The 24,940-nt window shown below is 63.4% G+C and carries 25 protein-coding genes; 6 read left to right on the forward strand and 19 right to left on the reverse strand.

The window, feature by feature from the left end; all coding sequences use genetic code 11:
- Positions 1-356 precede the first annotated feature (356 nt).
- The 13 genes from PHF15_RS08485 to PHF15_RS08545 all read right to left on the reverse strand — a co-directional run bounded on the left by PHF15_RS08485 (position 357) and on the right by PHF15_RS08545 (position 12,462).
- Positions 357-1,247, reverse strand: coding sequence for a hypothetical protein (locus tag PHF15_RS08485; protein ID WP_300120302.1), 891 nt, complete (start codon positions 1,245-1,247; stop codon positions 357-359).
- A 370-nt stretch (positions 1,248-1,617) separates the two neighbouring features.
- Complete coding sequence (gene gspF, locus PHF15_RS08490; RefSeq protein ID WP_300120303.1) at positions 1,618-2,841, reverse strand: type II secretion system inner membrane protein GspF; 1,224 nt, start codon at positions 2,839-2,841, stop codon at positions 1,618-1,620.
- Positions 2,842-2,860: 19 nt separating this feature from the next.
- Positions 2,861-4,261, reverse strand: a complete 1,401-nt coding sequence (gene gspE, locus PHF15_RS08495) for a type II secretion system ATPase GspE (protein ID WP_300120304.1) — start codon at positions 4,259-4,261, stop codon at positions 2,861-2,863.
- A gap of 22 nt (positions 4,262-4,283) precedes the next feature.
- On the reverse strand, positions 4,284-6,290 hold the full coding sequence (gene gspD, locus PHF15_RS08500) for a type II secretion system secretin GspD (RefSeq protein ID WP_300120335.1): 2,007 nt from the start codon (positions 6,288-6,290) through the stop codon (positions 4,284-4,286).
- Positions 6,291-6,371: 81 nt separating this feature from the next.
- Positions 6,372-7,154: a type II secretion system protein N gene (gene gspN / locus PHF15_RS08505; RefSeq protein WP_300120305.1), complete on the reverse strand. Its 783-nt coding sequence runs from the start codon at positions 7,152-7,154 to the stop codon at positions 6,372-6,374.
- Positions 7,151-7,633 (reverse strand): type II secretion system protein GspM, encoded by a 483-nt coding sequence (gene gspM / locus PHF15_RS08510; RefSeq protein WP_300120306.1) that lies wholly within the window; start codon positions 7,631-7,633, stop codon positions 7,151-7,153. Before gspM ends, gspN begins: the two co-directional genes overlap by 4 nt.
- The gene (gspL, locus tag PHF15_RS08515) at positions 7,630-8,862 is read right to left on the reverse strand and encodes a type II secretion system protein GspL (protein ID WP_300120307.1); all 1,233 of its coding nucleotides are present in this window, start codon (positions 8,860-8,862) and stop codon (positions 7,630-7,632) included. The genes gspM and gspL overlap by 4 nt, the downstream gene beginning before the upstream one ends.
- A 10-nt stretch (positions 8,863-8,872) precedes the next feature.
- Positions 8,873-9,838 (reverse strand): type II secretion system minor pseudopilin GspK, encoded by a 966-nt coding sequence (gspK, locus tag PHF15_RS08520; RefSeq protein WP_300120308.1) that lies wholly within the window; start codon positions 9,836-9,838, stop codon positions 8,873-8,875.
- A complete protein-coding gene (locus PHF15_RS08525) occupies positions 9,835-10,518 on the reverse strand; it encodes a prepilin-type N-terminal cleavage/methylation domain-containing protein (protein ID WP_300120309.1) in 684 nt (227 codons plus the stop codon). Before PHF15_RS08525 ends, gspK begins: the two co-directional genes overlap by 4 nt.
- Complete coding sequence (gspI, locus tag PHF15_RS08530) at positions 10,518-10,877, reverse strand: type II secretion system minor pseudopilin GspI (protein WP_300120310.1); 360 nt, start codon at positions 10,875-10,877, stop codon at positions 10,518-10,520. Before gspI ends, PHF15_RS08525 begins: the two co-directional genes overlap by 1 nt.
- Positions 10,874-11,389, reverse strand: a complete 516-nt coding sequence (locus PHF15_RS08535; RefSeq protein WP_300120311.1) for a prepilin-type N-terminal cleavage/methylation domain-containing protein — start codon at positions 11,387-11,389, stop codon at positions 10,874-10,876. Before PHF15_RS08535 ends, gspI begins: the two co-directional genes overlap by 4 nt.
- Positions 11,361-11,804 carry a type II secretion system major pseudopilin GspG gene (gene gspG, locus PHF15_RS08540; RefSeq protein ID WP_300120312.1) on the reverse strand — a complete coding sequence of 148 codons (444 nt, stop codon included), beginning with the start codon at positions 11,802-11,804 and terminating at the stop codon, positions 11,361-11,363. The genes PHF15_RS08535 and gspG overlap by 29 nt, the downstream gene beginning before the upstream one ends.
- A gap of 154 nt (positions 11,805-11,958) precedes the next feature.
- Entirely contained in the window at positions 11,959-12,462 is a 504-nt protein-coding gene (locus PHF15_RS08545; protein WP_300120313.1) for a hemerythrin domain-containing protein, read from the reverse strand.
- A gap of 225 nt (positions 12,463-12,687) precedes the next feature.
- On the opposite strand from PHF15_RS08545, the gene PHF15_RS08550 reads away from it, so the two are divergent.
- The 4 genes from PHF15_RS08550 to PHF15_RS08565 are packed head-to-tail and all read left to right on the forward strand — an operon-like array spanning position 12,688 to position 17,863.
- A complete protein-coding gene (locus PHF15_RS08550) occupies positions 12,688-14,529 on the forward strand; it encodes an FAD-dependent oxidoreductase (protein WP_300120315.1) in 1,842 nt (613 codons plus the stop codon).
- Entirely contained in the window at positions 14,526-16,346 is a 1,821-nt protein-coding gene (locus PHF15_RS08555; protein ID WP_300120316.1) for a 2-oxoacid:acceptor oxidoreductase subunit alpha, read from the forward strand. Before PHF15_RS08550 ends, PHF15_RS08555 begins: the two co-directional genes overlap by 4 nt.
- Positions 16,343-17,398: a 2-oxoacid:ferredoxin oxidoreductase subunit beta gene (locus tag PHF15_RS08560; protein WP_300120317.1), complete on the forward strand. Its 1,056-nt coding sequence runs from the start codon at positions 16,343-16,345 to the stop codon at positions 17,396-17,398. The genes PHF15_RS08555 and PHF15_RS08560 overlap by 4 nt, the downstream gene beginning before the upstream one ends.
- A gap of 24 nt (positions 17,399-17,422) precedes the next feature.
- On the forward strand, positions 17,423-17,863 hold the full coding sequence (locus tag PHF15_RS08565; protein WP_300120318.1) for a CBS domain-containing protein: 441 nt from the start codon (positions 17,423-17,425) through the stop codon (positions 17,861-17,863).
- Here PHF15_RS08565 and PHF15_RS08570 read toward each other — a convergent pair.
- The 5 genes from PHF15_RS08570 to PHF15_RS08590 form a co-directional block, all read right to left on the reverse strand.
- Positions 17,860-18,321, reverse strand: coding sequence for a hydrogenase maturation protease (locus PHF15_RS08570; RefSeq protein WP_300120319.1), 462 nt, complete (start codon positions 18,319-18,321; stop codon positions 17,860-17,862). The genes PHF15_RS08565 and PHF15_RS08570 overlap by 4 nt on opposite strands.
- A complete protein-coding gene (locus PHF15_RS08575; protein ID WP_300120320.1) occupies positions 18,318-19,808 on the reverse strand; it encodes a Ni/Fe hydrogenase subunit alpha in 1,491 nt (496 codons plus the stop codon). The genes PHF15_RS08570 and PHF15_RS08575 overlap by 4 nt, the downstream gene beginning before the upstream one ends.
- 110 nt (positions 19,809-19,918) lie before the next feature.
- Positions 19,919-20,497 carry an NADP oxidoreductase gene (locus tag PHF15_RS08580; protein ID WP_300120321.1) on the reverse strand — a complete coding sequence of 193 codons (579 nt, stop codon included), beginning with the start codon at positions 20,495-20,497 and terminating at the stop codon, positions 19,919-19,921.
- Complete coding sequence (locus PHF15_RS08585; protein WP_300120322.1) at positions 20,494-21,216, reverse strand: 2Fe-2S iron-sulfur cluster-binding protein; 723 nt, start codon at positions 21,214-21,216, stop codon at positions 20,494-20,496. The genes PHF15_RS08580 and PHF15_RS08585 overlap by 4 nt, the downstream gene beginning before the upstream one ends.
- The gene (locus PHF15_RS08590; RefSeq protein WP_300120323.1) at positions 21,213-23,024 is read right to left on the reverse strand and encodes an NAD(P)H-dependent oxidoreductase subunit E; all 1,812 of its coding nucleotides are present in this window, start codon (positions 23,022-23,024) and stop codon (positions 21,213-21,215) included. The genes PHF15_RS08585 and PHF15_RS08590 overlap by 4 nt, the downstream gene beginning before the upstream one ends.
- A gap of 223 nt (positions 23,025-23,247) precedes the next feature.
- Here PHF15_RS08590 and coq7 point away from each other — a divergent pair, with 223 nt between their 5' ends.
- Positions 23,248-23,868 carry a 2-polyprenyl-3-methyl-6-methoxy-1,4-benzoquinone monooxygenase gene (gene coq7 / locus PHF15_RS08595; protein WP_300120324.1) on the forward strand — a complete coding sequence of 207 codons (621 nt, stop codon included), beginning with the start codon at positions 23,248-23,250 and terminating at the stop codon, positions 23,866-23,868.
- Positions 23,869-23,870: 2 nt separating this feature from the next.
- Here coq7 and PHF15_RS08600 read toward each other — a convergent pair whose 3' ends face one another.
- Positions 23,871-24,320 carry an OsmC family protein gene (locus PHF15_RS08600; RefSeq protein WP_300120325.1) on the reverse strand — a complete coding sequence of 150 codons (450 nt, stop codon included), beginning with the start codon at positions 24,318-24,320 and terminating at the stop codon, positions 23,871-23,873.
- 90 nt (positions 24,321-24,410) lie between these two features.
- Here PHF15_RS08600 and PHF15_RS08605 point away from each other — a divergent pair.
- On the forward strand, positions 24,411-24,940 hold a 530-nt coding region (locus PHF15_RS08605; RefSeq protein WP_300120326.1), incomplete at its 3' end, for a pyridoxal-phosphate dependent enzyme.

A 24,940-nucleotide genomic window follows, 5' to 3' on the forward strand; every position in this document is an offset into this window, starting at 1 on the left:
CCTGCGCCGGGGAATGCTCGGTAGCTTTAAGGAAGGTAGCAGAATGGGAAACCAAACTGAGCCCCGACTAACGAATGGAGCCCTCGGCGCGCGTCTTTCATCAGGGTTCGCTGCAAGCAATGCAGCCTCGAATGACCGTTTGTAGTTTCGCCGTCCGCATGCCTTGCACTGAATAGGCAACGACAGAAATCGCACAGTGATGTAGGGGAAGAAGGAAGTCAGGTTTCGTGGTCAATCGCTGCGCGATTCACCACGAGGGATATTTGTTTGACAAAGGTGGGGAAGCCCTTGTAGTTTGAGTTAAAAGGCGCGACGCTTTTTCGCGTCCTTTTTGAACGACTTGTTATATGCTATTTTCAAACTAGCGACCTATATTTTTCAATTAAACTATTAGCTTCTTCATTACTTATTGGTTCAAACAAGAATTCTTGAAATATTGGATTAATGAGAGCCAACTTAAAGCGTTCATCATCTTTTATGTGTTCATCATCGTGCATGTATACATAGCCCTTTTCTTTCTCTTCTCTTTCAGGAGCCTCTATTGCTAAAATTGGATGAATTAAATGACTTTTAAAATACTGGCCATGCACATTGGAATAAATTACTTCTATTGAAAGATCCGGCCCACGATATGATGATTGAGCCGGATTGTTTTTTACCCTATACACGTTTTTTGCATGACTAATAGAAAAATCCTCCATCATTTTTTCTATTTTTCTTGTTTCAAAGTGCATATCGGATTTTTTCTCCTCTTGTGCACTTAAATTACCAATAAATGAATATTCATATAGCTGATCTTTCCATTCATATTCTACATGCTTGTAAATAAGCTTAATGCGTGTGTGAACATGAAGCGCAGGACTATCACCAATATTTTTCACGATAGCTTTTATACCTAGCTGTCTTCTTTTTTCTCCAAAGTAAGCGGAACCTGAGGTTTCGGTTATATCAGGTATTAGTGTAGGTACATTTGAAAACATTAATTGTTTTTCAGTTTGTTTAAGTAGATTTTGACTAACCTCAACAGATTTATTTGAGGCGTTGACTTGGAAGAAGGTTAGTATCACATAAATAAGAGTTACTATTACCAGTACGACGGAAAAAACAACACCGATAATTGAAGCGTAACGATTGTTTATGTTCTCAAGTGTAATTAATACACCATCATCACTAATGTAAAGAAGCACTAAACTAGTTAGGCCAGCTCCTAAGAAAAAAAATATTATATTCTTTACAACGTTATTCATTGAGGCTTCTTCTCTTTTTTTTGCATATAACGTAATGTAGCCGAGCGCCTATCTTGGCATTCCCAAGCTAGACGACGAAATAAACTGGGACTCCATCCATTCAACGCGATGCCCATTGAGCGGCAGGACACATGCCACCAAGGTTTGTGGCCAATTTCGCAAAAAGTTGAAGTCAATTCCATCCCTTTGAACCCCGTCGCCTATCCTGGCGAAGTTAGGTTAATGATCTAACGTTTTTCGACGTTCTGGTGGTCTGCACTATAGCTCACTGGACCACGCATCCGAGCGTCTGCAATCGCTGCCCACCCGCCCGCCAGAGGCAGCCACTCCGAAAATTCTTGATAACACCCAACGGCCTCGGGCTTGCGCGCTACTTCACCAGCTGATTGAGCTGGATGATCGGCATCAGCACCGCCAGCACGATCAGCATCACCACCAGCCCCATGGCCACAATCAGCAGCGGCTCCAGCAGGGTGGCAAGCTGCATGGCGCGGCGCTGCACCTCGGTGCTGAGCTGTTTGGCGGCGCGCTGCAGCATCAGCGGCAGTGTGCCGGTTTGTTCACCCAGGCGCGCAAACAAGGCCAGCAGCCCCGGAAAGCGCTTTTTTTGCGCCAGCGCAGAGGCCAGCGGCGCACCTTCGCGCACCAGCACCAGTGCGTCGAGCGCGTCGGTGCGCATGGCGCGGTTGGACAGGGTCTGGGCGGCGGCCTGCAAGGCTTTCAAAATGGGCACGCCAGCAGATGCCAGCATGGCCAGGGTGCTGGCAAAACGCGCCGAGTTGTAGCTGCGTGACATCTTGCCCAGAATCGGCAGATTGAGCCAGGCGGCATCGAATTTTTCACGCGCCTGGTCATTGGCCAGCGCCAGGCGGGCGGCAAATGCGCCAGCCGCCAAAGCCATCAGCAGCAGCCAGCCGTAGCTTCTCAGAAAAGTGCTGGTATTGATCATGATGACGGTGAGCAGCGGCAGCGCGCGCTTGCTGCCGGCAAACACGTTGGCCACCTGCGGCACCACGTAGGTCACCAGGAACAGCACGATGACCACCGCCACCACCGACACGATGGCCGGGTACAGCGCGGCGCCGATCAGCTTGGCTTTGAGCGCGTGCTGCTCTTCGAGGTCGTCGGCCAGGCGTTCCAGCACCAGCCCCAGGTTGCCGCTTTGCTCGCCGGCGCCGATCACCGCGACAAAAATATCCGAGAACTCGCGCGGGTGCTGGGCCAACGCCTTGGCAAACGGCGTGCCGCCATTGACCTCGGCGCGCAGCGTGGCCACCAGCTCGCGCTCGGGCGTTCTTTCGGCCTCGTCCGACAGTGAGGTGAGCGCACGCTCCAGCGGCAGGCCCGAAGACACCAGACCGGCGAGCTGGCGCGTCCAGATGGCCAGCGCGGTGGCGCTGAAAACGCGGCGTTGACCCCAGGACTTGCCCGCTCGTGACTGATCACCGGCCTGGGCGCTGATAGCCTCCACCCTGAGAGGCACCAGCGCCTGCGCGCGCAACAGTCCGCGCGCGGCCTTGGCCGAGTCGGCCTCGATCACGCCCTTGCGGGTGTCGCCGGCGGCGCTGATGGCTTCGAAGGAATAAACCGGCATGGTCGATGGATGGACAAGCCTAGTCGCGCGTGACGCGCAGCAGTTCTTCGCGCGAGGTGATGCCAGCGCGCACCAGGCGCTCGCCGTCCTCGCGCATCAGCACCATGCCCGAGGCAATGGCTGCGGCGCGGATGTCGGCCTCGCTCGCGCGGCTGTGGATCTGGGCGCGGATGGCGTCGTCGGTGACCAGCAGCTCAAACACGCCGCTGCGGCCGCTATAGCCGGTTTGGCCGCACTGGGGGCAGCCGACGGGGTGGTTGTCAAGCTTGCACTGCGGGCACAGTTTGCGCACCAGGCGCTGGGCCAGCACGCCGAGCAGGCTGGAGCTCAGCAAAAACGGCTCGACACCCATGTCGGTCAGGCGCGTCACGGCGCTGGCGGCGTCGTTGGTGTGCAGCGTGGCCAGCACCAGGTGGCCGGTCAGGCTGGCCTGAATGGCGATTTGCGCGGTCTCGAAATCGCGGATCTCGCCGATCATGATGATGTCGGGGTCTTGCCGCAGGATGGCGCGCAAGGCCTTGGCAAAAGTCAGGTCGATCTTCGGGTTGACCTGGGTCTGGCCGACGCCGGCCAGCTCGTACTCGATCGGGTCTTCCACCGTCATGATGTTGTTGTGGGCGGCGTCCAGCCGCTGCAACGCGGCGTAGAGCGTGGTGGTTTTGCCCGAGCCGGTGGGGCCGGTCACCAGCACAATGCCGTGCGGCTGCGTCACCAGGTGCTCAAAACGGCGCAGCACCTCGCCCTGCATGCCCAAAGCCTCCAGGCTCAAGCGGCCCTCGGATTTGTCGAGCAGGCGCAGCACGGCGCGCTCGCCATGGGCGCTGGGCAGCGTGCTCACGCGCACATCCACGGCGCGGGTGCCGATGCGCAGGCTGATGCGGCCGTCTTGCGGCAGGCGGCGCTCGGCAATGTCGAGCTCGGCCATGATTTTCAGGCGCGAAATCAGCGCGGCGTGCAGCGCCCGGTTGGGCTGCACCACCTCGCGCAGCGTGCCGTCAACGCGAAAGCGCACGGATGAATGGCGCTCGTAGGGTTCGATGTGGATGTCGCTGGCGCCGTCGCGCGCGGCCTGCGTCAGCAGCGCGTTGAGCATGCGGATGATGGGCGCGTCGTCCGAGGTTTCCAGCAGGTCTTCGATGGCGGGCAGCTCCTGCATCATGCGCGTCAGATCGGCGTCGCTTTCGACCTCGCTGACCACCGCTGCGGCGCTCGATTCGCCCTGCGCATAAGCGGCGCTGATGCGCTGGATGAGCGCATTGGCCACCATCGTCTGCAATTGGCTGTGCGGGTATTTGCGCAGCACCTCGCCGACGGCGCCGGGCGCCGACTCGGCATGCACCAGCAGGCTGAAGGCGCCCGCGTCTTCTTCCAGCAACAGCTGGTGGCTGCGGGCAAAGGCGTAGGGCAGGGGGTAACGCATGGGCCAGTTCGATGGCTGGAAATTACGGGCCGGTCGTGATCATCGGGGTGGGCGAGCCGCTTACCGATTTGACCGGTGCCGGCGGCAACAGCGGCGCCTCGTTGATCGGCGCCAGCAGGCTGGGTGCGGGCTGGGCTTTTTGCAGGCCGGCGCGCATCAGGTCATAGCGATCGAGCGAGAGCTGGTCGGTGGCCTGCGCGTCGCGCACCACCACCGGGCGCAAAAACACCATCAGGTTGGTTTTCTTGCGGCTGCGGTTTTCGCTTTTGAACAAATTGCCGAACAGCGGCACGTCGCCCAGGCCAGGCACTTTTTCCTGGTTGCCCGAGTATTCGTCCTGCAGCAGGCCGCCCAGCACCACGATGGCGCCGTCTTCCACCAGCACGTTGGACTCGATGGTGCGCTTGTTGGTGGTGGGGCCGCTGGTGGCGTTCAGGGTGGAGGCCAGCACGCTGGAAACCTCCTGGTAGATGGCCAGCTTGACGGTGCCGTTTTCACTGATTTGCGGCTTGACCTTGAGCGTCAGGCCGACGTCCTTGCGCTCAAAGGTGGTGAACGGGTTGACCGAGCCGGTGTTGCTGCCGGTATTGGTGAACTGGCCGGTCGGGAAAGGCACGTTCTGGCCGATCACGATCTTGGCTTCCTCGTTGTCCAGCGTCAGCAGATTGGGGGTGGACAGCACATTGCCGCTGCCGCTTTCCTCCAGGAAACGGGCCAGAAAACCCAGCACATAGACGCCGTTGGTCTTGCGCGCGGCGCCGTAGTTCAGGCCACGCGCCGGCAGCACATCGCCGCTGACGACACCGGTTGACAGGTCAATGATGTTTTTGCCACCAGAACCAAAATTGGTGCCCAGCAGGCCGATGATGGTGTCACCGGCCTGGCCGATGGCGCCCTGCCACTGGATGCCGAATTCGGCCACCCGGTCGGCGCTGACCTCGGCGATCAGGCTCTCGACGAACACCTGGGCGCGCCGGCCGTCGAGCTTGTCGATGACGGCGCGCAGCTGGCGGTATTGCGGCTCGGGCGCGGTGATGATGAGCGAGTTGGTGGCCACATCGGCTTGTATCTGGCCGCCCGTGGTGGCTTGCGCGCCAGTGGCGCCCGCCGCGCCCGTCGCGCCCGTGGGTGCCGCCGCGGGGGCGGTACCGCCACTGACAGCGGCGCGCAGGGTGGCCGCGATTTTGGTGGCATCGGCATTTTTCAGGTAAACCACATGGATGTTGCCCGCCGCGCCATTGTTGCTGCCTGCTTCGGGCTGGTCGAGGCGCGCCACCAGCGAGCGCGCCAGCGCCAGTTGCGCGCCGTTGGCGGCTCGCAGAATCAGGCTGTTGGAGCGCGGCTCGGCGATCAGCGTGGTTTTGAACGAGGTGTCGGCCTGGCCGGGCGGCGCGCCCGCGCTGCTGGCGCCCAGCAGGCGCAGCACCAGCGGCGCCAGGTCGGCGGCAATGGCGTGCTGCAGCGCAATGACTTCGATATCGGTGGCGTTGGCCACGTCCATGGCGGCAATGATGCGCCCCAGGCGGCGCAGGTTGTCGGCGTAGTCGGTGATCACCAGCGAGTTGCTGCCGGGGTTGGCGTTGATGGTGTTGTTGGGGCTGATCAGGGGCCGCAATACCGGCACCAGGTTGCTGGCCGACTCAAAATTGAGCTTGAAAATTTGCGTTGCAATCTGGTTGCCCGAGGGCAGCCTGCCTTCGTCGCCATCGAGCATGCTCACGCCGGCACTTTGCAGCTTGGCATCGGCCTCGGGCACCACCTTGTACAGGCCATCCGACTCCACCAGGGTGAAGCCCTGCAAGCGCAGCGCTGCGACAAATTGCCCCATGGCGGCGGCGCGGCTCACGGCTTTGTCGGTCACCAGCGTCAGCGTGCCTTTGACGCGCGGATCAACCACCACATTGCGCCCGGTGATGCTGGCAAAGGTGCGCGCCACGGCGTCGATCTCGGCGTTGTTGAAGTTCAGCGTCACCAGGTCACCCGACCTGGCCGCGCCCTGCGCCATGGCGTTCAGGGGCGACATTGCCATCACCACGGCCAGCAGGGCGCATGCCGCAGCGGCATGAAGGCCATGGTGGGGTTTTGAAGAGTTCAATAGATTCATGCTGGTTCAACCCACTTTGATGATGGAGCGCGCACCGTTGCGCCGCCCGATGAGGTTCAGAAGATTGGACAGGGCCGCCTGATGCTCGGGCACGGCGCTGGCCTCGCCATTAAAGCGCAGCTGGCCGCCCACCCATTGGCCCGTGCCTGAGACTTGCAGGCTGCCCTGCAGCGTCGCCAGGGCCAGCGTCACCGGCGTGCCGCCCTGCAGGCTGAAACGGTAGCTGCCCATGGGTCGCAGCGTGGACAGGTGCGAGGACAGGTTCATGGCGTCGAGCTGCGCCGCGCCGCTGAGTTGCAGGCGCCCGGCGGCCCAGTCCAGTGTGAGGCCCTGTGTGCTCAGGTTCAGCTCGCCCTGCGGCTGCACCGTGTTCCAGGGCGTGCCCAGGCCCGCTAGCAGGGCGGCCGGCCACTGCGACCGGGCGTCCGACAGCGTCAGGCGCAGCCCGTTCCAGCGCGGCTGCAAGCGCATCGTCCAGGCTTGCTGCAGGCAGCAGTCGGCGTTCAGTTGTAGCTTGGCACCCGTCAGAGCGGGTGCCAGATGCCAGTCCAGCCGGCCCGGCAGCGTGGCTGAATCCTGGCTGCCGGCCCCGCCCTTGAGCGTGACGCGGGCCGAGCCTGTCCACACGGTGCCGCGCGCCTGCTGCAACAGCACCTGGCCGGCGCTGGCGCGCTGCACCAGCGATGACAGCCAGCGCGCCGGCGCAAAGACCAGCGTGCTCAGCGCCAGGCCCAGCAACGCGCCGGCCAGCGCCCAGCGCCAGGGTGTGTCTGCCCGCATCGGCTTCATGGCCGCGCCCCCAGGTTCAGCACCAGCGTGCCGTCCCAACTGCCAGCCGGATTGCGCACCAGGTGCGCCTCGACCGGCGCGGTGTGGGCGTTTTGCCGGACCGTGGCCAGCCATTGCGCCAGCGCGCCGGCACCGACCGCCTTGAGCGTGACCGTGGCACGGTCGAACTGCATGGTCATCTGCGCGTCGCTTCCCAATGGCGCCAGTGCGGCGTCGAGCGCCTGGCGCGCCTGGTCGGCCGACAGCGCGGGCTGCGCCTGCAAGGCTTTGGCCTGCGCCTGCAGACGCTGCATGTGCTGCAACTGGGCGTCGAGCGTCCGGTGCTGCGCCGGTGCCGCTTTCAGCACCGCCAGCGCCGGGGCCAGCGCCAGCCACCACAGCAGGGCCAGGCTGACCAGCACACCGGCCAGCATCACCAGGCGCTGCTCGCGTGGCGATACGCTGTGCCAGCGGGTTTGCAAGGTTGCCAGAAGCTTCATGGTGTCGCCTCCGCCCGGACTGCCCACTGCGCGCCCTCCCAGGCGGCTGCCAGACCCTGCTGCCTGAGCGCCAGCGCCACCCGCGCCTGCTCCGTGTCATCGACGGCCGGTGCCGTGGCGCGCAGTTCTTGCGCCGTATAGTCAATCGCCGTGAATGTTTGCGTGGCGGGCAGCACCGCAGCCAAGATTGAGAGCATGGCCTCCAGGTCAGCCTCGCTTGCCGCGCCGCTGGCACGCTGCAGGACGGCCACTTCGCGCGCCATTTGCAGCGGCGCATCGACCACCACGGGAATCTTGGGGAAGGTCTGCGTGAGCACCGCGCGCACCGCCTGGCGCTTGGCTTGCAGCGCCGCCTGCTCGCGCCAGGCCCAGGCATTCAAGGCGACGAAGTTGACCAGCACCAGCGCCACCAGGGCCAGTCGCGCCGCGCGCCACTGCGGGGAGCGCAGCAAATTTTTCGACCCCTGCGCCAGCCGCGCCCAGGCCCGATCCCGGTTGGCGTTGACCAGCTCGAACTGGGCCAGGTCCCAGGGCGTTTGCGCTGCCTGCAGCAGTCGCTGGGGACGCGGTTGCAGGGCCACCGGGCGCTTGAACAGGCTTTCGGCCAGCGCCGCCGCGGCGGGCTCGGCGACCACTTCAGGCAGGTCAGCCTGCGCTGGCGCGTCACCCAGCCAGGCCACAGCGGCAGCCGACAGCGGGCACAACACCAGATTGGCGCCCAGCAGCATCGGATGCTGCTCGTCGCCCAGCACATACAGGGTGTGCGCCAGCGCCTCGGGGGTGAACTCGGGCACGATGCGGTGGGCAGCCAGGCCGGCCTGGGCCAGCGCCTGCAAGTGCGCGCCGAGCCAGGTCTTGTCGCAAGCCGCCACCCAAATCGGTGCCTCGGCCACCGGCTGGGGTTGCAGCGCCAGGTGCAACTGCGCCGGGTCGTCGAGCAGGCGCTCTTCGAGCAGGCCCTCCAGGATGGCGCGCAGGCGGCTGGCGCCACGCTCGGCCATCAGGCCACGCGCCAGACTGCCCTTGGGCAACTGGACCTGATGCCAGGACAGTGCGGACATGGGCAGCAGCACCACCACTTCGGTCTGGCGCTCAGTGGGCAAGGGCAGCAGCGCCAGCGGCACACTGGCGTAGCTCGCCGGCGCGCTGCCGTCCGCAGTCAGCACGTAGTCGTACTGCGCAGAAGCATCGGCGCTGGCATTGGGCAGGGCAATGATCAGGGAAGTCATGGTGGCAAGATCATTGTATGGGGGGCTGGCCAGACTGGACCACCTCGCGGGTGCGGCTCAAAATTTTGACCTGCAAGCCATCGCGCTGCAGTACCGAGGTCTCCTGCAGAATAGTCTGGCCTACCCGGAGTTGCCCGGTCACGCTGAAAAACCGCGTCGCCACTGCGTGCAGGCCGGCATCGAGTTTGATTTCAGCGTTCCCGATGCGTTGCACGGCGTCAGGCAGTGTGCTGAAGTGTTGTGCGTCGCGCGCGCCCGCCAGCGAACGCGCCCGCGCCATGTCCAGATTTTCGATGCTGGCCATCAGCACCTCGGGCGTTGCGGTATTGAGATTGACCGGCGTGCGCGCCGGCAACAGCGTGACATACGGGCGCAGGGACAGCAGGGTGGCGGGCGACAGCCCGAGCCAGACCAGATCAGACACTGCCTGCGGCCGCAAAGGCGCAACCGCCGCGGCCTGCGTGTCCGTGGCAGGCGCATGGGCCAGCAACAGCTGCCGCGTGAACGTCATCAGTTCGTCGTCGGGCAGATTCAGTTGCCGGAACAGGCGTGTCCAGGCCGCCACCGTGGGCTCATGCAATTTGCCGTTGTCGAGCAGATTGGTCACGTTCAGGCGCGCCTGCATGTCTTGCATGCTGCCAGCCAAAAAAGCATCCTGCACGCCGTCGGCGTCGTCGCCGACCAGCGCCTCGCCCTGTTGCGCCGCCAAAAAGGTGGTCAGGCGCGCGGGTGCCAGTGCCACGGCCCAAGGCTCGGCCAGGTGGTCGGGGCCGCCCTGGCGCGCGTCCTCACGCAAGATCAGCCTTGCCCAATCGAGCGCGCCGGTCAAAATCCAGGCCGACTGCACGCGGGTGCGCTGGGCCGATTCCACCTCGACGCCGCGCCATTGCTGCCACAGCATGGCGGACGCCAGCGTGGCCACCAGCACCACGGTGAGCATGGCGGTCAGGATGGCAGCGCCGCGTTGCGCCCTCATTTGCCACCCCCGATCGAACCGCGCACCCAGTCGCGCGTCAGCGTGCCGTTGATCGCCTGGCCGGGCGGCAGTGTCAGCACCAGGCGCACGCCATCGGGCGCGGCGGCGGGTTCGCCCGGGCCGGGAGCGCTGGCGGCAGGAGGCGCCGCAGCCGGTCCGTCGGCGCTGGACAGCGGGTTGCTCCAGGCGTTGCCCCGGTAATAAAAAATTTGCCACTGCTCCAGCGCCACCGTGCGCACCTCACGCGCCCGATCATCGTCGCCGGGGGTTTGCGCCCAGACCTGCGCTTTTTGCCAGGCCAGCTCCAGCGCGCCACGCGTCAGCAACGGCGGTGACTGCCAGCGCAACCACTGGCCCGCCGCGCTGCGCTGCGTCCAGGCCACCACCCGCAAGCCCTCGCCCGGCTCGGCGCTGCCGCGTCTGAGAATGCGCAGCGCGCGGCCGTCCCAGTCCAGGCTCGGCGTGCCGGGCTGCTCGACCATGGCGTCGAGGTCGGCGCCCCATTGCGCCAGCGTGGCCTGCAGCGCCAGCACGTCGTCGGATTGCTGCTGCAAGCGAACTTGCGAACGACTGATGCCGTCGAGACCGCGCCAGCTCAGCACCGTCATCAAGGCCATCAGGGTGATCGCCACCAGCAGCTCGATCAGGGTGAAGCCCCGGCAGCAAGGTTTGCGCTGCATCAGTGGCGCCCCACCACGGTGGTCAGGCGCCAGATCGGCACCTTGCCGTCGAGCACCCTGGCATCGACCCGCCTGAAGTTGGGGTTGGGCGTGGGGCGCACCCCCAGCGCCACCGTCAGGCTGCGCCCGGCCTGCTCGCACGCCTCGCTGCTGTCGCCCACATCGGGCATCTGCTGGAGCAGGCGGATTCTGACCAGCTCGTTTTCTGCGCACAACTGCGCCAGCACCATGTCGGACTGGCGCTGCGCATGCCGGGTCAGCGCAGCCGTGGCTTGCAATCCGGCCATCAGGGCAATGGCCACGATGCCCAGCGCCACCAGCACCTCGACCAGCGTGAAACCGCGCGCCCGCTGCTTCATGGCGAGGTGGCCCGCACCGCGAACGGCCGCACGCCATCGGTGGCCAAGCGCACAGCTTTGGCTGGCTCGCTGCTTGAGAACAGCGTCACGACTTGCGGCTCGATGATGGGCTCGGGGCCCAGCAAGAGGGTGGCCAACCGCCCGGCGTTTGCCAAAACCGGCGCATCAATGGCAGCCGAGGTGTCCGTATCGAGCCAGGTTTGCGGCAAATCGTCTTCTGGCAGAGCAGATGGCGGCAAACCGGTAAACGCAAACCCCTGCGGGGTCACCTGCCAGCGCACCGGCACGCCGCTCACCTGCGAGCGCGAGCGCGCCGACTCGAACAAGGCGGACAGGCGCTGCGCTTCACGCTCGAGCCGGGTCTGGGTGCCGTCGCGCATGGCAAAACCGATGCCCGCAGAGGCCATGGCCACAATCGCCAGCACCACCAGCAGTTCCAGCAGGGTAAAGCCCGCCGAAGACCGGCGACGCCAGCGTGACAACTCAGGGCTGCCAGCTACCGATGTCTGCATCGCGGCCCTCGCCACCGGCCTGGCCGTCAGCGCCATATGACATCACATCGACCTCGCCCTTGATGCCGGGGTTGAGGAAAATGTAGGAATGGCCCCAGGGGTCTTGCGGCAGCTTGTCGAGGTAGTTCTTCCAGTTGGCCGGCAGCGGCGGCGTGGTGGGCTTGACCAGCAGCGCCTGCAGACCCTGCTCGGCTGTCGGGTAGCGCATGTTGTCGAGGCGGTAGAGCTTGAGCGCCTGCACCAGGTTGGCCACATCGGTCTTGGCCGCCGTGACGCGCGCATCGTCGGCGCGGTCGAGCACGTTGGGCACGATCAGCGCCGCGAGCACACCAATGATGAGCAGCACCACCATCAACTCGATCAGGGTGAAGCCGCGCTGGAGGTGGCGCAAAAGAGGGGATGAGATTTTTTTCATGTGTCCGGTGTTGCCAGTTTGAAAAGCGCGCGACATGCGTTTCGACAAGTTTAGCCAGAAAAAAACCAGGGACTGGCTGGCATCGTGTGCTCAACCAGGACGGCTGGATCGAGCGCCGCATGGACGCCGTGGCCCTGGGCGTGCGGCGCGGTAATTACACTGCCTGCTGCGCCAGCCGCCTGGCACGGCTGGCCAGCGCTTCGACCAGGCGCGCCTTGGCTTCGGGGTAGATCAGGCTCTCTTCCAGCATGATGTGGTCGTGGCACAGGCTCACAAAGACCTCGGCATTGTGTTTGAGCTCGGCCATGTCCACCCAGTCTTCGCCTTGGGCGATGGCGCGCAGCATGGGTGCGAGTTCAAGCCAGTTCTGCTCGATCCAGCGGTGGTCTTGTTGCAGGGTTTGCACGGCCTGCACCAGTTCGGCGTTGCTGCTGAGCAGCAGGTCGGGGAACACCAGTTGTTCTTCTTCGGCGTGGTGCGGGCGCGCCACTTCTGAAAAGAAGGCCTCGATGGTTTTGGCTTTTTGGCGGGTGTGCGGGCTCTCGCTGTCGGTATCGAGCCGTTCCAGCAAATCGACCAGTTCGGCCAACTGCTGGTGCATTTGCCGGTGGCAGGCGTCGAGGGCTTTGAATCGGTCAACTTGCTGGATGGCTTTCATGGTGGCTCCTGGGGCTAGATGGACTCATTTTGGCGGGCACTTCGGGCATTTCTTTGAGCCAAATCAAGTTGTTCGCCTATTTTTGGCGAAGAAATTTTTTTGATATAGATCAGCAAAATGGCAATTCACGGGGTCGAAAGCTTCATCGGAGCGGCCGTTGGGCGTAGGATGCCACCCTCACCTGCAGCATCATCTCGCAAGCGTTTGCAGGGCAAGGAGACAACTTTGCAAGCTACCAATATTTCGAACCCGGCCTATTTCCACAAGGTCGTCGATTGCCAATGGGCCTGCCCGGCCCATACCCCCGTACCGGAATACATCCGCCTGATTGGTCAGGGTCGCTACAGCGACGCCTACATGATCAATTGGGTGAGCAACGTGTTTCCGGGCATTTTGGGTCGCACCTGCGACCGCCCCTGCGAACCCGCCTGCCGGCGCGGTCGGGTCGAGGAAAACAACGGTGCCAAGCCCGAGCCGGTGGCCATTTGCCGCCTGAAGCGGGTGGCGGCCGACTTCAAGGACGACGTGAAGGCGCGCATGCCCACGGTGCTGCCGCCCAACGGCAAGCGCGTGGCCTGCGTGGGTGCCGGGCCGGCGTCGCTCACGGTGGCGCGCGACCTGGTGCCGCAGGGCTACGCCGTGACGGTGTTCGAGGGCGAGAGCAAGGCCGGTGGCTTTGTGCGCACACAAATCCCCAAGTTCCGCCTGCCCGAGTCGGTGCTGGACGAAGAAACCGGCTACATTCTGGACCTGGGCGTTGACTTCAAGCCCGGGCAACGCATCGATTCGCTCAAGGCGCTGCTGGGTGAAGGCTATGACGCGATTTTCATTGGCAGCGGTGCGCCGCGCGGCCGTGATCTGGAGGCGCCCGGGCGCAAGGAGGCGGCGGCGCATATCCATATCGGCATCGACTGGCTGATGTCGGTGTCGTTTGGCCACATTACCAAGACCGCCGAGCGCGTCATCGTGCTGGGCGGCGGCAACACCGCCATGGACTGCTGCCGTTCGGCACGGCGCATGGGCGGCAAGGACGTGAAAGTGATCGTGCGCAGCGGCTTCGAAGAGATGAAAGCCTCGCCGTGGGAAAAGGAAGACGCGCAGCACGAGGGCATCCCGATCCTCAATTACCACGTGCCAAAATCGTTCGAGCACGACAACGGCAAGCTGACCGGCATGATGTTCGAGATCGTGCGCGCCGAGTACGACGCCAAGGGCCGGCGCAGCCTGATCCCGACTGGCGAGCCCGATGTGTTCGTGCCCTGCGATGAAGTCTTGGTGGCGGTGGGCCAGGAAAACGCCTTCACCTGGATTGAGCGCGATTGCGGAATTGAATTCGACAAATGGGGCCTGCCGGTGCTGACTGAGGGCACCTTCCAATCGACTCTGCCTAACGTGTTTTTTGGCGGTGACTCGGCCTACGGCCCAAAGAATATCATCACCGCCGTGGCCCACGGGCACGAGGCGGCGGTGTCGATCGACCGGCTGCTGCACGGCGAAGACGTGACCCAGCGGCCCGCCCCCATGGTCAATCTGATGTCGCAAAAAATGGGCATCCATGAGTGGAGCTACAAAAATGCGGTATCGAACGACGTGCGCTTCAAAGTGCCATGGACCACGGCAGAAAAAGCCCTGGCCAGCATCAAGGTCGAGGTCGAGTTGGGTTTTGATGCCGCCACCGCCTTCAAGGAAGCCAGCCGCTGCCTGAACTGCGACGTGCAAACGGTTTTCAAGGGCAACCTGTGCATTGAGTGCGATGCCTGCGAGGACATCTGCCCGATGGACTGCATCAGCTTCACCAGCAACGGCGAAGAGGCAGACCTGCGTACCCGGCTGAAGGCGCCAGCCACCCATGCCGAGCAAGACCTGTATGTGTCGGGCGAGCTCAAAACCGGCCGCGTCATGGTGAAGGACGAAGACGTCTGCCTGCACTGTGGTTTCTGCGCCGAGCGCTGCCCCACGGGCGCCTGGGACATGCAGAAATTGTTACTCAACACCACGCAAGCGGGGCCGCGCGCACGCGACACCAAGTCAGCCGCTGCCCATTCCAATGTCACGGAGGCCGCATGAAACGCCTTGAAGCCATCAACGATTTCGTCATCAAGTTTGCCAACATCAACGGCTCGGGTTCGGCCAGCGCCAACGAACTGTTTGCCAAAGCCGTCATGCGCATGGGCGTGCCAGTGAGTCCGCGCAATATTTTCCCCAGCAACATCCAGGGCATGCCCACCTGGTACGAGGCCCGGGTGTGCGAAAAAGGCTACCACGGCCGCAGAGGTGGCGTGGACATGATGGTCGCGATGAACCCGCAGACCTGGGACGAGGACCTGGCCGAGATCGAGCCCGGTGGCTACCTGTTTTACGACTGCACCCGGCCCATTCCCGAGTCCAAATTCCGCAAAGACATCACGGTCATCGGCGTGCCGCTGACCGAAATCACCAACACTGCCTACTCCGACCCGCGCCAGCGCCAGTTGTTCAAGAACATCATTTACGTGGGCGCCTTGTCGGTGCTGCTCGACATGGATGCCTCGGTGTTCGAAAAGCTCTTTGCCGAGCAGTTCAAGGGCAAGGAGCGCTTGCTGGCCTCCAACATGCAGGCCATCAACCTGGGCCGCGACTACGTCACGCAACATCTTGAGTTTCCGATCGGCCTGCAGGTGCGCAAATCCGACATGATCGGCGACCAGATTTTTACCGACGGCAACAGTGCCGCAGCGCTGGGTTGCGTCTATGGCGGTGCCACGGTGGCAGCCTGGTACCCGATTACGCCGTCGTCCTCGGTGCCGGAAAACTTCCAGAAATACTGCGAAAAATTCCGTGTCGACGCCAGCACCGGGCAGCACAACTTTGCCATCGTGCAGGCCGAGGACGAGCTGGCTTCGATCGGCATGGCCATCGGGGCCGGCTGGAATGGCGCACGGGCCTTTACCGCCACCTCGGGCGCCGGCATTTCGCTGATGACCGAGTTCATCGGCCTGGCTTACTTTGCCGAGATCCCGGTCACGCTGATCAACATCCAGCGCGGCGGCCCGAGCACCGGCATGCCCACGCGCACCCAGCAGTCAGACCTGTTGTCTTGTGCCTATGCGTCCCACGGCGACACCAAGCATGTGATGCTGTTTCCGCAAGATCCGCACGAGTGTTTTGAGCACGCGGCGGCAGCGCTGGACTTGGCCGACCGGCTGCAAACGCCCATTTTTGTCATGAGCGACCTCGACATCGGCATGAACCAGCGCCTGTGCAAACCGTTTGTCTGGGACGACAAGCGAGAGTACGACCGCGGCAAGGTCATGACCGCCGCCGATCTGGCCGCCGGCAAGGATTTTGGCCGCTACAACGACGTCGATGGCGACGGCATTCCGTGGCGCACCTACCCCGGCACGCATCCCACCAAAGGCGCGTATTTCACCCGTGGCACGTCCAAGGATGCGTATGCACGCTACTCGGAACGCGGGCCGGACTACATCTACAACATGGAGCGCCTGCTGAAAAAGTTCAAGACAGCCGCCGATCTGGTGCCGCAGCCCATCGTGCACAAAGCGGCCGAGTCCACGCGCATCGGGGCCATTTATTTTGGCTCCACCACTCCCGCCATGCGTGAGGCGCTGGACGTGCTCGATGAAGACGGCATCCATGTGGATGGCATGCGCCTGCTGGCCTACCCGTTCCCCAAATCGGTGGAGACCTTCCTGGCCGAGCATGACACCGTGTTCGTGGTGGAGCAAAACCGCGATGCCCAGATGCGCACCTTGCTGATCGACGAAATCGATGCGAACCCCAAACAACTGGTGAAAGTGCTGCACTACGACGGCACCCCGATCACGGCGCGCTTTATCGTGAGCGCCATCGCCGCCAAGCTGGCGCTTCTGAAGGAGACTGTATGACCTACCTTGCCAAACCCAGGCTGCATCACCCCACGCTGACCAAAAACAAGGTCGGCTACACCCGGCGCGACTACGAAGGCCCGGTCTCCACGTTGTGCGCAGGCTGCGGCCATGATTCCATCTCGGCGGCCATCATCCAGGCCTGCTGGGAGATCGACATCGAGCCGCACCGCGTGGCCAAGCTCTCGGGCATCGGCTGCAGTTCCAAGGCGCCCACCTACTTCCTGGGCGCGTCGCATGGCTTCAACACGGTGCACGGGCGCATGCCTTCGGTGCTCACCGGTGCCAACCTGGCCAACCGCGAGCTGATGTACCTGGGCGTGTCGGGCGACGGCGACTCGGCCTCGATCGGCCTGGGGCAGTTTGCCAACGCCATGCGCCGCGGTGTCAACATGGCCTACATCGTGATGAACAACGGTGTCTATGGTCTGACCAAGGGGCAGTTTTCGGCCACGGCAGACCGCGGCTCCAAGAGCAAAAAGGGCGCCATCAACACCGACAGCCCTGTCGATCTGGTCGGCATTGCACTGCAACTGGGGGCCACCTACGTGGCGCGCAGCTTCTCGGGCGACAAGGCGCAGCTGGTGCCGCTGATCAAGGGCGCGCTGGCGCACGGCGGCGCGGCGTTCATCGATGTCATCAGCCCCTGTGTCACCTTCAACAACCACGCCGGCAGCACCAAGAGCTATGAATACGTGCGCCAGCACGATGAAGCGGTCAGCGTGATCGACTTCGTCGCGCCCGGCCAGGAAATCACCACCCAGTACGCGCCGGGCGAATTGGTCGAGGTGGAGCAGCACGACGGCTCGGTGTTGCGCCTGCGCAAGCTGCACACCGACTACGACCCCACCGACCGCTATGCGGCCATGAGCTACATGAACAGCCATGCCGCGCGCGGTGAAGTGGTCACCGGTCTGCTGTACCTTGACCCGCTGCCCACCGATCTGCACACCTCGCTCAACACCAGCGCGCAACCGCTCAACACCCTGGGTGTGCAGCAGCTTTGCCCGGGCGCCAGCGTGCTGGACAAAATCAACGCGGCACTGCGTTAAAACCATTACCCCTAGGAGCCTGTCATGACCGAACGTACTGTTTTTCAATCGATATCGCAGCGCCATGTGGTCAATGTGGCCCCTGGCGCCACGGTCTATACCGCTGCCTGTGTGATGACGCGTGCAAACTGCGGCAGCGTGCTGATCATCGACGCCGCCAACACCTTGCTGGGCATCGTGACCGAGCGCGATCTGATGACCCGCGTGCTGGCCAAGTCGCTCGACCCGGCCACCACCACCGTGGCCGACATCATGACGCGCAATCCCGACTGCGTGGTGCCCGAGACCAAGGTGGCCGATGCCGTGCTGCTGATGATCGAGCGCGGTTACCGGCATTTGCCCATCGTCACCGAGGCCAAAAAGATTCTGGGCGTGTTCTCGGTGCGCGACGCCATGCCGCGCGAGGTGCAGGCGGCTGAACAGCTGGCCGAATTTAACGAGCAGGTGAACGACGCGCTGGGTTAAGAACCATCGGCGTGCAGCCATTGCCGGACCCATTGCAGCGCGCTTTGCAAGTGCGCCAGGGCCGGCGGGCCGGGCGGCTCGCCCAATTCAAATTGCTCACCACGAATCGCCAGCAGGGTGCACGGTGGTGGCGGCTCGCCCTGCACATCCTGAAACACCTGCAGCAAGGCCTGCGGTGACAGGGCGTGGGTGGTAAAGCTGGCATCCTGTGCCGGCTTGAGCTCTGTCACCTGGAATGGCGCCGGGCAGGTCAGGCTGGCATCAATGAAGAGCACGCGTTGCCGGCCGATCAGGTCCAGCGCGTGCTCAATCTGCAACTGGTAATCTTCCAGAAACTCGACCTGGTCTTGTAAAGCGTCTGGCAGTTGCGCGCGCAGGGCGGCCAGGCACAGCGGCCCCAGCGCATCGTCACCCCGGCTCAGATTGCCCCAAGCCAGCACCAGCAGCGGCGCGATCATTTGGTGCGCGTCAGCCCGCCATCGGACGACTTCTGCATCTGATCCAGCAGCGTGCCGTCGGCTGCCAGCAGCGTCACCTCCAGCGGCATCCGGCCCAGCGCGTGGGTGGCGCAGGACAGGCAGGGGTCATAGGCGCGAATGGCCACTTCGATGTGGTTGAGCAGGCCCTCGGTGAGTTCCTGGCCGTCCAGATAGTCGCGCGCCACCGAGCGCACCGCTTCGTTCATGGCTTGATTGTTGTGGGTGGTGGATACGATCAGGTTGCAGCGCTTGATCAGGTCGTCGTCGCCCACCTCGTAGTCGTGGATCAGGGTGCCGCGCGGCGCCTCGATCATGCCAACGCCATGGCGCTGGCGCACGCCGCTGGTGAGCAGGTCGCCCGACAGCAGCGCCGGGTCCGCCAGCAGTTCGGCGACCACTTCCACCGCGTGCAGCATTTCGATCATGCGGGCCCAGTGGTAGGCCAGCGTGGCGTGCACCGGCTCGCCCCGGCCCCAGGCAACAAAGGACTGGCGCTCGATTTCAGCAAAGGCGCTCGGAATGAAGTCACAGTTTTGCACGCGGGCCAGCGGACCCACGCGGTACCAGCCCAGTTGCGCGCCCAGGCTGCGCAGGTAGGGAAACTTCATGTAGCTCCAGGGGCGAACTTCTTCCTCGATCAGTTCCAGGTAGCGCTGGTTGTCCACCTGGTCAAACAAAATGCGGCCATTTTCATCGCGCACCCGCAGCACGCCGTCGTACAAATCCATGGCGCCGTCGGGACGCACCAGCGACATCAGCTTGGAGCGAAAGCTGCCAAAATTGTTGTACAGCGCGGGGTTTTGCGCGTGCAACTGTTTGGCAATGTCCACCGCATCTTGTGCCCATTGCAGCATCCGGGGCAGATCGCGCTGCAGGCTGTTGCGTTCCTCCAGAGTCACCAGCTTGTTGATGCCGCCCGGCACCGCGCCGGTGCCGTGGATGCGCTTGCCGGCGGTGATGCGGATGATTTCCTGGCCGAACTTGCGCAGCAAAATGCCTTTTTTGGCGATCTCGGGGTGGGCTTGCGCCACGCCCACGATGTTGCGCTTGGCCACTTCGGAATCAAAGCCAAAGAGTAAATCGGGCGATGCCAGGTGAAAGAAGTGCAGTGCATGGGATTGCAGGATTTGCCCGTAGTGCATCAGCCGCCGCACGGCGTTGGCGCTGGCGCTCACCGGCGTGGCACCCAGCACGCGGTCAAACGCCTTGGCCGCTGCCAGGTGGTGCGACACCGGGCAGATACCGCACAGGCGTTGCACCATCACCGGCACCTCCCAGTAGGGGCGGCCTTCGATGAATTTCTCGAAGCCCCGGAACTCGACAATGTGCAGGCGCACCTGTTCGATGTGATTGTCGGCGTCGAGCAGCAGCGTCACCTTGCCATGCCCCTCGACGCGCGACACCGGGTCGATAGCCACCCGGCGCAGACCCTCCGGGTGGGCGGCGGTTTCAAGTGGAAAAGTCATTGCCCAGTACTTTCCTGTGAGGGATGTCATGGCGAGCGAGGCGCGGCAATCCATGACTTCCGGACGTCATGGATCGCCACGTCGCTTCGCTCCTCGCGATGACGAGTGTCTCAGTCATAGTGAATCAACCCTGGTCCCAGTTGCGGCGTGCGTCCGGCCAGCAGGTCGGTCAGAAAAGACCAGATGGCGCCGTCGCCGGGCGGGCAGCCCGGCAAAAAATAGTCCACATGCACCACCTCGTGAATCGGGTGCACATGGTTGAGCGGCAGCGGCAGCTCGGGGTCGTTGGGGACCTGGCTGCCGGCCACCGTACCGTTGTGGCTGCAATACACATCGCACATCATCTGGCCCACATCGCGCTGGTTGCGCTGCGCTGGCAAGCCGCCGTTGATGGCGCAGGCGCCCACGGCCACCAGCGTCTTGCAGTGAGCCCGGAACTCGCGCAGCACCTGCACGTTTTCGGCATTGCACAGGCCACCTTCGATCAGGCCGATGTCGCAGCTGCTGATGGTTTTGATGTCGGTCAGCGGCGAGCAGTCGAACTCGACGTGCTCCAGCAGTTCCAGCAGGCGCTCATCAATGTCGAGCAAGGACATATGGCAGCCAAAACAGCCCGCCAGCGACACCGTGGCCACCTTCAGCTTGCGCGGCGCGTGCAAGTGTGTTGCACCCGTCAAGGCGGTCGTCATGTCGCGTCCTCCTGTGACACCGGATGGCTGTCAAAGCGGCGCTGGCCGATCGGGATGACAAAGCCGCGACGCTTGGGCAGGATGGCGCCCACCGGGCAGATGCTGGCGGCGCGGTCGCCCGGGGCGATGGCGCTGCCCGCCAGTTGGCCGCTGTCGCTGTTGACCAGCAAGTGGCTCGTGATGCCGCGCCCGCCCATGGCAAACACGTGCTTGCCCTCCTGGGCGCTGGCGCGCACACACAATTCGCACAAAATGCAGCGGTTCAGGTCCAGTAGCAGGTTGGGGTGGCTGGCATCGACCCGACGGTTGGGATAGAACTCTTCAAAATGGGGACCAACCATGCCCATCTGGTAAGCCGTGGCCTGCAGCAGGCAGTTGCCGCTTTTTTCGCACGACGGGCAAAAGTGGTTGCCCTCGACAAACAGCATCTGCAGCAGCGTTCTGCGCTGGGCGTTGAGTTCGGGGGTGTCGCTTTCCACCTCTTGCCCGCTGGCGGCCGCAATGGTGCAGGCCGCCCCGGTGCGGCCGTTGACCTTGACGGTACACAGACGGCAGGAGCCGTGTGCGGCAAAGTCGGAGTGCCAGCACAGGTGCGGAATGTAATGCCCGGCGCGGCGGGCGGCTTGCAGAATGCTGTCACCCGGGCCGAATTCGACCTCTTGCCCGTCCAGCGCGAAAGTGCCGGGGCTCAAGGCGTCAATGCGGCTGTCGGTCGTCATTCAAAATTCTCCAGGTGCGCGCCGCTGTCGTTGCGCCCGGTGGCACGGCGCGCCTGGGACAGCTCGGCGTCCATGTCGAAGCCGGCGACAAAGTGCAGCGACTTCAAATGCTGCTCATAGGCCGGGCGAAACTTGGCAATGGTGTCGCGCAGCGGGTTGCAGGCACCGGCACCCAGCCCACAGTGGGTGGCACCGTGCATCAATTTGTCGAGTTCATACAGCACCTGTATGTCGGCACTGGAGCCGTAACCGCGTTTGAGCTTGTCCATCTGGCGCACCACCAGCTCGGTGCCGACGCGGCAGGGCGTGCAAAAGCCGCAGCTCTCGTGGGCGAAAAAGTGGGCAAAGTTGCGAGCCACCTCGAACATGTCGCGGCTACGGTCGAACACCATGAAAGCGCCCGCCGTGGGCACATCCTCGAAACTGATGCGGCGGTCAAATTCCAGCGCCGACAGGCACACTCCGGAGGGTCCGCCGACCTGCACCGCCTGCGTGTCGCGGGCGCCGCAGTCTTCCAGAATGCGCCCGACGCGGGTGCCGAACGGGTACTCGTAAATGCCGGGGCGCTCGCAGTCGCCGGAGACTGAATGAATCTTGGTGCCGGTCGATTGCGCCGTGCCGATGCGCGCCCACCAGTCGCCGCGGTGCACCGCAATGTGGGTCACGGCGCAAAAGGTTTCAACATTGTTGACGGTGGTGGGCTGGCCCAAATAGCCGTGCTCGACCGGGAAGGGCGGGCGAATGCGCGGCACGCCACGCTTGCCTTCGAGCGACTCGATGAGCGCAGACTCTTCGCCGCACACGTAAGCGCCGGCGCCCACGTGGATGCTGATGTCGAAATCAAAGCCAGCCTTGCCCTGAATCGACGCGCCCAGCAAGCCTTGTTCGCGCCGGCGATGCAGCGCCGCTTGCAGGGGTTCCAGCAGGTAACGGTACTCGCCGCGCAAATACATCAAGCCATGCTTGGCGCCGATAGACCAGGCCGCGATGGTCATGCCCTCGAACAGGGTGTCGGCGTAGCGGGTCAGCAGCACCCTGTCCTTGAAGGTGCCGGGCTCGCCTTCGTCGGCGTTGCAGACCACGTAATGTGCCTGCCCCACGGCATTGCGGCACAGTTGCCACTTGGTGCCGGTGGCATAACCGGCGCCACCGCGGCCGCGCAATTTGGAGCGCTTGAGGTCGTCGAGCATGGCCTGGGGCTCGCGCGCCAAGGCCGCGGCAATACCGGCGCCCGGGGCCGGTTGCACGCCCAGCTTGACATTGGCCATGCGAATTTGATCGTCAACCTGCGACCACTCAGACGGCCATTGCGCGGCCGGCACCTGGTGCTCGATCAGTTCTGCCATCTGCGCAATCCGCTCAGGGTTCAGCCGGGTGATGACTTGATGGTGGTTGATGAGCGCCGCCGTGCCCTGGTCGCACAGGCCGGTGCATGACGTGGTGGCGATGCTCACCAGGCCATCGGCGCGCGTCTGCTCGGGGGCCACTTTCAGCAATCCGCACAAATGCCGCAGCAAGGCCTCGCTGCCGAGCATGCGGTCGGTGATGTTGTCGCTGAACAGCACGCGGTAGGCGCCCACCGGCTGGGTATGGAAAAAACGGTAAAACCCCGCCACGCCTTCGACGTGCGCCAGTGTCAGCCCCAGAGCGGCGGCTGTCTGGCGCAGGGCAGGGCGCGGCAACCAGCCATGCACAGCCTGAAACTGGCGCAGGATTTGGACCAATGCATGAGAATCGTGGCCGTGGCGCTGCAGCACCGACTGAAGTTCAAACACCGATTGCGCGGACAGTGGTGAATTTGCGCTCATGGACAGCAATATAGCGCACAAAATTACAATAGGGCTTGCGCAAAACTGCCCCAGCGTTGTTGTTCCGTCTGGCCGGGACAATTTCATCCTAAGCAGTTGGGGTCAGAGCACGTCGCTTCGAGAGTGGTCTGACCCGCAAAGATCAAATTGGTTGGGGTCAGAGCACGTCGCTTCGCGAGTGGTCTGACCCGCAAAGGATCAACTCAGCAGAACTGGAATCAACATGATGGACCGATTTTTAAGCACTTGTGATGACGCCTTGCGAACGGTATTCGCCCAGCACCGTGGCACCCAGGCCTGCCCGACGGTGCCAGGTGATGCCACCGAGCTCTCGGAACTCGATAAAAAAGAAGCGGGTGCGCTGATGCGCGTCAACCATGTGGGCGAGGTCTGCGCCCAGGCGCTTTACACGGCGCAGGCGTTTGCCACCAGCAATGAGGCGCTGCGCGCCCATTTCCAACAAGCCAGCGCCGAGGAAACCAACCACTTGGCCTGGACTGAACAGCGCCTCAAGGAACTGGGCGACCGGCCCTCATGGCTCAACCCGCTGTGGTACGCCGGCGCATTCGGCATCGGCCTGCTGGCGGGCAAGCTGGGCGACAAGGTGAGCCTGGGTTTTGTGGTGGAAACCGAAAATCAGGTGGAGGCGCATCTGGACAGCCATCTGAGCCGTCTGCCCGCCGGTGACCACGCCTCGCGCGCCATCGTGGCGCAAATGAAGGACGACGAGGCGCGCCATGCGCTCAACGCCAAAGAGCTTGGCGCCATTGATTTGCCACCGCCGGTCAGGGGCCTGATGACCCTGGCGGCCAAGGTGATGACCACCGTGGCGCACCGCATCTAAACTCAGGCCTCCAGCACCTCGAAGCTGGTCGTGATGTCTGCGGTTTTGCCCAGCATGACGCTGGCCGAGCAGTATTTGTCGTGGCTCATGGCAATGGCCCGTTCGACCGCAGAAGCGGTAACGCCCTTGCCGGTCACGGTGAAGTGCATGTTGATTTTGGTGAACACCTTGGGGTCGCTCTCGGCGCGCTCGGCGTCGAGCTTGACCGTGCAGCCGCGCACATCGTGGCGACCGCGCTTGAGGATCAGCACCACGTCATAAGCGGTGCAGCCGCCGGTGCCGGCCAACAAGGTTTCCAATGGGCGCGGTGCCAGGTTAAGGCCGCCGTTTTCGGGTTTGGCGGCGTCGGGTGCGCCGTCCATCACCAGCGTGTGGCCGCTGCCGGTTTCGGCCACAAAACCCATGCCCGAGCGCGTACCCAAAGCGCCGATCCAACTCACTGTGCATTCCATGTTCAGATTTCCTTCAAGGTTCAGGAGCCGCGATTGTCGCTTTTTGTCGCCATTTGTCGTCGTGGGCGGGGCGCTTATCATCAGGACCCTATGAAAACTACCCAATTAAGCCCCGCCGACTACCTCATCAAGATACTGACCGCCCGTGTCTATGACGTGGCCGTCGAGTCGGCCCTGGAGGTCGCGCCTTCATTGAGCGCGCGCCTGAACAACACCGTGCTGCTCAAGCGCGAAGACCAGCAGCCGGTGCACAGTTTCAAGCTGCGCGGCGCCTACAACAAGATGGCGCACTTGACCCCGGCGCAACTCAAAAAAGGCGTGATTTGCGCCTCGGCCGGCAACCACGCGCAAGGCGTGGCCCTGAGCGCGCAGCGCCTGGGCTGCCGCGCCGTGATCGTCATGCCCACCACCACGCCGATGCTCAAGGTCGATGCCGTGCGCGGCTTCGGCGGCGAGGTGGTGCTGTTCGGCGACAGCTACTCCGACGCCCACGGCCACGCGGTGGCGCTGGAGAAAAAAGAGGGCCTGACCTTTGTCCATCCATTTGACGACCCCGATGTGATTGCCGGCCAGGGCACCATTGCCATGGAAATGCTGCGCCAGCACCAGGGTCGCCTCGA

The organism is Rhodoferax sp. (assembly GCF_028689295.1).
Classification (GTDB): Bacteria; Pseudomonadota; Gammaproteobacteria; order Burkholderiales; family Burkholderiaceae_C; genus Rhodoferax.